The 7,567-nt window shown below is 62.9% G+C and carries 8 protein-coding genes and 1 pseudogene; 4 read left to right on the plus strand and 5 right to left on the minus strand.

Going from position 1 to position 7,567, the window contains the following annotated elements:
- Positions 1-23: 23 nt before the first annotated feature.
- The gene (gene dapD, locus AUR_RS01045; RefSeq protein WP_062097358.1) at positions 24-1,049 is read right to left on the minus strand and encodes a 2,3,4,5-tetrahydropyridine-2,6-dicarboxylate N-succinyltransferase; all 1,026 of its coding nucleotides are present in this window, start codon (positions 1,047-1,049) and stop codon (positions 24-26) included.
- Between the two features lie 106 nt (positions 1,050-1,155).
- Here dapD and dapE point away from each other — a divergent pair, with 106 nt between their 5' ends.
- Positions 1,156-2,280, plus strand: coding sequence for a succinyl-diaminopimelate desuccinylase (dapE, locus tag AUR_RS01050; protein ID WP_062097356.1), 1,125 nt, complete (start codon positions 1,156-1,158; stop codon positions 2,278-2,280).
- A 66-nt stretch (positions 2,281-2,346) separates the two neighbouring features.
- On the opposite strand, the gene AUR_RS01055 is transcribed toward dapE, so the two are convergent.
- The 4 genes from AUR_RS01055 to AUR_RS01070 form a co-directional block, all read right to left on the minus strand.
- A complete protein-coding gene (locus AUR_RS01055) occupies positions 2,347-3,240 on the minus strand; it encodes an amino acid ABC transporter permease (protein WP_021471774.1) in 894 nt (297 codons plus the stop codon).
- Complete coding sequence (locus tag AUR_RS01060) at positions 3,237-3,887, minus strand: amino acid ABC transporter permease (protein ID WP_021471775.1); 651 nt, start codon at positions 3,885-3,887, stop codon at positions 3,237-3,239. Before AUR_RS01060 ends, AUR_RS01055 begins: the two co-directional genes overlap by 4 nt.
- Before the next feature lie 96 nt (positions 3,888-3,983).
- A complete protein-coding gene (locus AUR_RS01065; protein ID WP_062097354.1) occupies positions 3,984-4,862 on the minus strand; it encodes a glutamate ABC transporter substrate-binding protein in 879 nt (292 codons plus the stop codon).
- 76 nt (positions 4,863-4,938) lie between these two features.
- Positions 4,939-5,694, minus strand: a complete 756-nt coding sequence (locus AUR_RS01070; RefSeq protein WP_031216321.1) for an amino acid ABC transporter ATP-binding protein — start codon at positions 5,692-5,694, stop codon at positions 4,939-4,941.
- Between the two features lie 163 nt (positions 5,695-5,857).
- Here AUR_RS01070 and AUR_RS01075 point away from each other — a divergent pair, with 163 nt between their 5' ends.
- From AUR_RS01075 to AUR_RS01085, 3 genes and pseudogenes are all read left to right on the plus strand, one after another.
- Positions 5,858-6,691, plus strand: a complete 834-nt coding sequence (locus tag AUR_RS01075) for an LOG family protein (RefSeq protein ID WP_021471778.1) — start codon at positions 5,858-5,860, stop codon at positions 6,689-6,691.
- A 26-nt stretch (positions 6,692-6,717) separates the two neighbouring features.
- Positions 6,718-7,050 carry a DivIVA domain-containing protein gene (locus AUR_RS01080; protein ID WP_062097351.1) on the plus strand — a complete coding sequence of 111 codons (333 nt, stop codon included), beginning with the start codon at positions 6,718-6,720 and terminating at the stop codon, positions 7,048-7,050.
- A pseudogene (locus AUR_RS01085) lies at positions 7,047-7,567 on the plus strand (hypothetical protein); the annotation flags it as partial. The gene AUR_RS01080 and the pseudogene AUR_RS01085, both read left to right, overlap by 4 nt.

Genomic DNA, 7,567 nt, shown 5'->3' on the forward strand with positions numbered 1-7,567 from the left:
AACGGCGCACAGTTGGTCTCCTGCTAGTTGGCGTGCAAAGCCTCGTTCAATTCCACGGTCTGGCCCTTGCGGGGCAGGACCTCGACGCCACCGGTGGTGGAGTTGCGGCGGAACAGGAGGTTGGGGACACCGGAAAGCTCCACGGCCTTAATGATCTGGCTGGTGTCCTCGCCGTTCTCGTCCTTGGGGCCCGGCACGCGGACCCGCGTGCCGGCGGTCACGTAGAGGCCCGCCTCCACCACGGAGTCGTCACCGATGCTGATGCCTACACCCGAGTTGGCGCCCAACAGGACCCTCTCGCCCAGGGCGATCTTCTCCTTGCCGCCACCGGACAGCGTGCCCATGATGGACGCGCCGCCACCGACGTCGGTGCCGTCGCCGGCCACTACGCCTGCGGAGATACGGCCTTCGACCATGGACGTGCCCAGGGTGCCGGCGTTGAAGTTGACGAAGCCTTCGTGCATCACAGTGGTGCCTTCGGCAAGGTGGGCACCCAAGCGGACGCGGTCGGCGTCGGCGATGCGAACGCCGGTGGGGACGACGTAGTCCACCATGCGGGGGAACTTGTCCACGCCGTAGACCACCACGTTGCCACGCTTGCGCAGGCGTGCGCGCGTCAGCTCGAAGCCCTCCACGGCGGCCGGTCCGAAGTTGGTCCAGACAACGTTGGGGAGCTTGCCGAAGATTCCGTCCAGGTTGATGCTGTTCGGCTTGACCAAGCGGTGTGAAAGCAGGTGCAGGCGGAGGTAGGCGTCAGCCGTATCGGCCGGGGCAGCGTCCAAGTCGATCTGGGCGAACACCACCTTCTGCTCGGTGCCGCGGTCGGCGTCCTTGCCGTCCTCGGCGAGGGCAGTCAGTGCCGGGTCGGCGTTGTCGACGTCCCCCAGGGTTTCGGCTGCTACGCCCAACGCGGGGGAGGGGTACCAGACATCCAGTACGGTTGCTTCCCCGGAGGCCGAGGTAGCGATCGTGGCGAGGCCGAATCCGTAAGCTGATCGGTCGTTAACGGACGCGGTTACGGGCACAGCGGAAGAAGCAGTTTCAGTCATGGCCCCAAGTTTAGCTACCGGGCGCGGTGCGGCTGAAACCCGTTCCAAGGACTGGAGTCGTATTCGCTTGCCTTGCTGCGCCGCGCCGAGCAGTTAAGGTGGAGGGGTGACCCTGAACTCCGCACCTGCCCTCCTCGACCTGCGCCAGGACGTCGCTTTACTGACTTCGGCCATTATTGATATCAACAGCGTCTCCGGCAACGAGACCGAACTGGCAGATGCGGTGGAAGCCGCCCTGCGCGCCCTGCCCCGGTACACAGTGGTGCGCGACGGCGACGCCATCATTGCCCGAACGGAGCTGGGCCGCCCGGAGCGCGTCATCCTCGCAGGCCACTTGGACACCGTCCCGCTTCCCACGGTCCCCGGTTCGCTGGGAACCGTGCCTGCAACCTGGGAGTCGGGGGTCCCCGGCGAGGGCATACTCTTCGGCCGCGGCACCACGGATATGAAGGGCGGGGTTGCCGTGCAGCTCGCCTTGGCGGCAACACTGTTCGACGGCGGCCGGGAACCTGACCGGGACGTCACGTTTGTTTTCTACGACCACGAGGAAGTGGAGGCCGTCAAGAGCGGCCTTGGCCGGTTGGTACGGAACCACGGCGATCTACTGGACGGCGACTTCGCCATCCTCCTGGAACCCACCCACGGCACGGTGGAAGGTGGCTGCAACGGCACCAGCCGCTTCGAAGCAACCACGCTGGGAGAAACGGCGCATTCGGCCCGCGCGTGGATGGGCAGCAACGCCATCCATGCTGCAGCTCCCATCCTTTCCCGGCTGGCTGCCTATGAACCGCGCACCATCAACGTGGACGGTCTCGACTATAGGGAAAGCCTCAACGCCGTGAAGATCAACGGCGGAACGGCCGGAAACGTCATCCCGGACCGCTGCGTGGTGGAGATCAACTACCGTTTTGCGCCGGACAAGACTCCGGATGAAGCCGAAGCCCACGTGCGGGAACTGCTGGAAGGCTTCGAGGTCGTCCGTACCGACGCCGCAGCTGGTGCGCGTCCCGGCCTGAACCACCCCGCCGCAGCGTCCTTCGTGGCCGCAGTGGGAGCCGAGCCGAAGCCCAAATACGGCTGGACCGACGTCGCGCGCTTCAGTGAGTTGGGCATCCCGGCGGTGAACTTCGGACCCGGAGACCCGCTGCTGGCGCACAAGGACAATGAACACGTCGACGCCGATGCCATCCGTGAGTGCCTGCGTGCCCTGAGGACGTGGCTGGGTCAGTAGCCCCGACGCAAAAGAAGAGGTCCGCAGCCCCATGGCTGCGGACCTCTTCTTGTTCTCTGGTGCCCTTTACTTCTTGCCCGGCCCCTCGACGGAATCGTCGGCGACGGGATCGTTGCCGCCCACGATGAGGCCTGTCCGGAGGCTGGGTGCTGCCACACCGCCCGCGGCCTTCTTGGAGCCGCGGCGTTCGATCCAGATCGCGATCCGGGAGACCGTGAGGTTGATCAGGATGTAAATCGCAGCGCCCACGAAGAACGCGGGGAACAGGAAGTCCGGACCCAGGAAGTCAGCCATGATCTGGATCTTCCGGAGCAGTTCCTCGTAGCCCACGATGTAGCCGAGCGACGTGTCCTTCAGGAGCACGACGAGCTGCGCCACCAAGGACGGCAACATGCGGCGTACAGCCTGCGGGAATTCGATAATCATGCGCGACTGGAAGCTGCGCAGGCCGATGGCCAGGCCGGCTTCACGTTGGCCCTTGGGCAGCGACTGGATGCCTGCACGCAGGATCTCGGCGAAGATGGCGGCGTTGTAGAGCACCAGGCCCACAACCACCGCTTGGAACTGTCCGGTGGCGAACACCAGCAGGACGAACAACATCATGAGGACGACCGGCATGCCGCGGAGGAACTCGAGGACCACCTGCGTCGGAATCCGAACCCACGGGATCAATGAGATTCTCAGGAGGCAGAGCGCAATTCCCAGCGGAAAGGCAATGATCGCTGCCACGGCCGCCGCGGTCAGCGTGGAGATGATGCCCTGGCCGATCAGGTTCCAGACATCCGGCGCCATGGGACCGTAGAAGATTTCCCAGCGGTCGGCGTCGAAAATGCCCTGCTGCGCAAGCGTGATGACGGCGATGGCCAGCACGCCAAGGATCAGGACGATCCCGGCCGCCGAACCGATGAGCGAGTAGAGGCGGGCCTTGGGCCCCGGGACGTCGTAAAGGACCGAGGTCATCGGGCAATCGCCACCTTTCGTTCAACAAAGTGCGCCAGGAGGCCCAAAGGAACCGTGATGAGGAGGTAGAAGAACGCCACCCCGAGCAGGATCCAAAGGACCTGGTTGCCGTAGTCATTGGAGAGCTGGCGGCCGTAGCCGAACAACTCGAGGACGAAGAAGGCGCCGGCAACCGAAGAGTTCTTGACCAAGGCGATCAGGATGTTGATCAAGGGCGGAACCACGGTGCGGACAGCCTGGGGCAGGACGATGAAGCCCAAAACCTGGGTGAAGGTCATGCCGACGCTTCGGGCTGCTTCTGCCTGTCCCACCGGAACACTGTTAACGCCGGAACGGACGGCTTCGGCGATGAAGGCGGCCGTGTAGCTGCTCAGTGCGATGATGGCGGCGACTTCGAATTGGTCGAACTTCACTCCCAGCCTGGGGAGGACGATTGCGGAGAAGAAGAAGATGATCGTCAGTGGCGTGTTCCGGGCGACTTCCACGTAGAACATGCTGAAGCCGCGGAGCGCAGCAACGGGCGAGACCCTCATGGCCGCGAGGATGGTTCCTACGACGAGGGCGATGATTCCTGAGATGACGGAGAGGTAGAGGGTGCGGAGAAATCCGTCCCAGTATTGGGGGAGGCTTGCTATGACGGCGTCCATGGCTTCCTTTTGCTGCAGCTGATCACGGAACAGGGTCCTGGTTCAGGAACTGCCGCCGTCCCATGGGAGGGACGGCGGCAGCTGCTGGACTGACTGCTAGTAGCGGTCGACGGCCGGAAGCTCAGGTGCGGTCTTGATGACCTTGCCTGCCGTAGCTTCCCAAGCCTTCTTGTAGTCGCCGTCCTTCTGGATGGCTTCAAGCTGGTCGTTGATCCAGTTGCGGAAAACCGTGTCGTCCTTCTTCAGGCCGATGCCGTAAGGCTCCTTGGTGAAGGTTTCATCCGAGGCGAGCTTGAAGGCATCCGGTTCCTTGTCCACGTAACCGGCCAGGATGACGTTGTCGGTGGTCACGGCGACAACCTGCTTGTTGCGCAGCGGCTCGAGGCAAGCGGTGTAGGTAGCGGCCGGAACAACTTCAGCACCGTACTTTTCGGCGATGGTCTTGGCAGGGGTGGAACCAGTGACGGAGCAGACCTTCTTGCCCTTGACGTCCTCCGGCTTGGTGATGGAGTTGTCGTCCTTGTTGACCAGCAGTGCCTGGCCGGCTTCGTAGTACGGGCCAGCGAAGGAGACCTTTTCCTTGCGGGCGTCGTTGATGGTGTACGTGGCGATGACCAGGTCAACGCGGCCCTGCTCGATGAACGATTCGCGGTTCTGCGAAACGGTCTCGACCCATTCGATCTTGTCTGCCGGGATGCCCAGCTTGACGGCGATTGCCTTGCCGATTTCAACGTCGAAACCGACCGGCTTGCCGTCAAGGCCCTTCTGGCCGAAGAGCGGCTGGTCGAACTTGGTACCGATGGTGATCTTCTGTGCCTTGTTGAGCTTCTCCATGGTGGTGCCTGCTTCGAAGCTCGCAGACGCTACGGGGGGAGTCGTCGAGCTCCCGCCGCCACCGCAGGCGCTCAGCGAGAGGGCAAGCGCAGCCGATGCGGCAACCAGGAGTGACTTCCTCCGGGTAATCAGAGACTTCATGACGTTCCTTTCAGTGGATGGCCGGTGTACGGCCGGGGGTGCGATTCCTGGTGGCCAGGGTGAAGGCCGTCAGGAGCTAGTGGGTCAGGAGTTTGGACAGGAAGTCCTTGGCCCGGTTGCTCTGCGGGTTCGTGAAGAATTCCTCAGGCTTGGCGTCTTCGACGATCTGTCCGTCCGCCATGAACACAACGCGGTCGGCTGCCTTGCGCGCGAAGCCCATCTCGTGGGTGACCACGATCATCGTCATGCCTTCCTTGGCCAACTGGATCATGACATCGAGGACCTCGTTGATCATTTCCGGATCGAGCGCGGAGGTGGGCTCATCGAAGAGCATCACCTTGGGCTTCATCGCCAGGGCCCGGGCGATGGCCACACGCTGCTGCTGGCCGCCGGAGAGCTGCGCAGGAAGCTTCGGTGCCTGATGCCCGACGCCGACGCGCTCCAGGAGGGCCATGGCTTCGCGTTCGGCCGTACCCTTCGCGACGCCCTTGACTTTGATGGGACCCAGCGTGACGTTCTCGAGGATCGTCTTGTGGGCGAAGAGGTTGAAGGACTGGAAGACCATGCCGACGTCGGCACGGAGGTGGGCCAGTTCCTTGCCCTCTTCGGGGAGCTTCTTTCCGTCGATCGAGATCTCGCCGTCGTCGATCGTTTCCAAACGGTTGATGGCACGGCACAACGTGGACTTACCGGAGCCGGAGGGTCCGATGACCACTACAACTTCACCCTTCTTGACCTGAAGGTTGATGTCTTTGAGGACGTGCAATTGACCGTAATGCTTGTTGACGCTGTTCAGGGAGACGAGCGCATCGCCGGGCACTTGAGTAGTCATAGCTTGAATCTAGCGAACTACGCAGCAATTATGACCACGATCACGGCAACTTCTTTGAGATCGTGACTGAACAGAAACCTGTTTTTCAGCCGGATATGAGACTGCAATGCGAGCTTGTGCGCCAAGTGCGGATACTCGCATTCTTAGGCGTTAGCCTTGGGCAATGAGTATCAGCCAGCATCCAGTTCCCAACCCCGACGCCAACGGCCGAGGGGGGAGCAACGCGGCGCTTCCTTCCGCGGCAGCGCCGGCCAAGCATAAAGGCCCCCTGGAACTGCGGCGTAAACAGGCAGATACCGGAATGTCGGACCAGCACCTGCTGGATACAAGCGGCGCCGGACAGTTCATCCATACCGACCCCTGGCGGGTACTGCGCATCCAAAGCGAGTTCGTAGAGGGCTTTGGGGCTTTGGCCGACATCGGGCCCGCTGTCAGTGTCTTTGGTTCCGCCCGCACCAAGCCGGGCACAGAGTTCTATGAGATGGCAGTGGACGTGGGACGCAAGCTGGCCGAAGCCGGCGTAGCCGTCATCACGGGCGGTGGCCCGGGTTCCATGGAAGCTGCCAACAAAGGAGCCGTGGAGGGCAACGGCGTTTCCGTCGGTTTGGGGATCGAGCTGCCGTTCGAACAGGGGCTGAATCCTTGGGTGGACCTCGGCATCAACTTCAGGTATTTCTTCGCCCGGAAGACGATGTTCGTCAAGTACGCCCAAGGCTTCGTAGTGCTTCCGGGCGGCCTGGGAACCCTCGATGAGCTGTTCGAGGCCATGGTGCTGGTCCAGACGCGCAAAGTGACCTCATTCCCGATCGTCCTTTTGGGCGTCCGGTTCTGGGGCCCGATGATCGAGTGGATCCGTGACACGCTGGTGGCCGAGGGCATGGTGTCGGAAAAGGACCTTGACCTGATCCAGTTGGTGGATGACCCCGCAGACGCGGTACACCGTGTGCTTCACGGCGAACCCCTGCCCACGCCGACGGGGGAGCAACGCCCGGAGTAGGCAACTGCTTCTGGCACGATGGTGCTGTGAGCTCTTTTCTGGTACTTTTCGCGATCGTCCTCGTCGGGGCAGCTCTGTATTTCGGAGCCGGAATCGTCCGGGGCCGCTCGATGGGAGCCGGCTTGGACGAACCAACCCCCAACCTGCCGCCCGTCCTCCTGCCGGAGCAACCGGGCGCAGCCGACGTGGACAACGTTCGTTTTGGGCTCGGCCTTCGCGGATACCGGATGGACCAGGTAGACCAGGTCCTGGACCAACTAAGGGACCAGTTGCTGGAAAAGGACCGCGAAATTGAGCGACTGCGGGATCAGCTGAAGTCGCAGGCCGAGGGTGGCGAAAACCTGAGGGCCACGCAGTGAACAACCAGGTTCCCTCCCGGGCAGCCGAAACCCCGGCGGCCACGGAGGGAGCAACGAAGCACCTCGCAGGCGCAGTTGTCCGGGCAGGAGCCGCGATGGCGGCGTGGCCTTGGTGGCTCCGGGTTTCCTTGGTTTTCGTCGCCGCGCGGCTCGTCAGTGCCGCCATCTTCATGGCAGCAGCCATCCATCAGGGAACCAACCCATGGTTTCCCCCGGCCCCCGACTACTGGAACTTCATCACCATTTGGGACGGACGCTGGTACCAACGGGCGGCGGAGGATGGCTACCCGGCCACCTTGCCCGTCGACCAAAACGGCGTCGTCAAAGAAAACGCCTGGGCCTTTTACGCGCTCTTCCCCTTCCTGGGCAGGGGCCTGAGCGCAATAACCGGGCTCGGGACGCTCCAGTCCTTGACTGCGATCGCCATGGTGGCCGGGTTGGGTGCTGCCCTGGTGATCTTCAAGCTCTTCCGGGAAGTGACCGGTCGACGCACTGCGATGTGGGGCGTCGTCTTTGT

The organism is Paenarthrobacter ureafaciens (assembly GCF_004028095.1).
GTDB lineage: Bacteria > Actinomycetota > Actinomycetes > Actinomycetales > Micrococcaceae > Arthrobacter > Arthrobacter ureafaciens.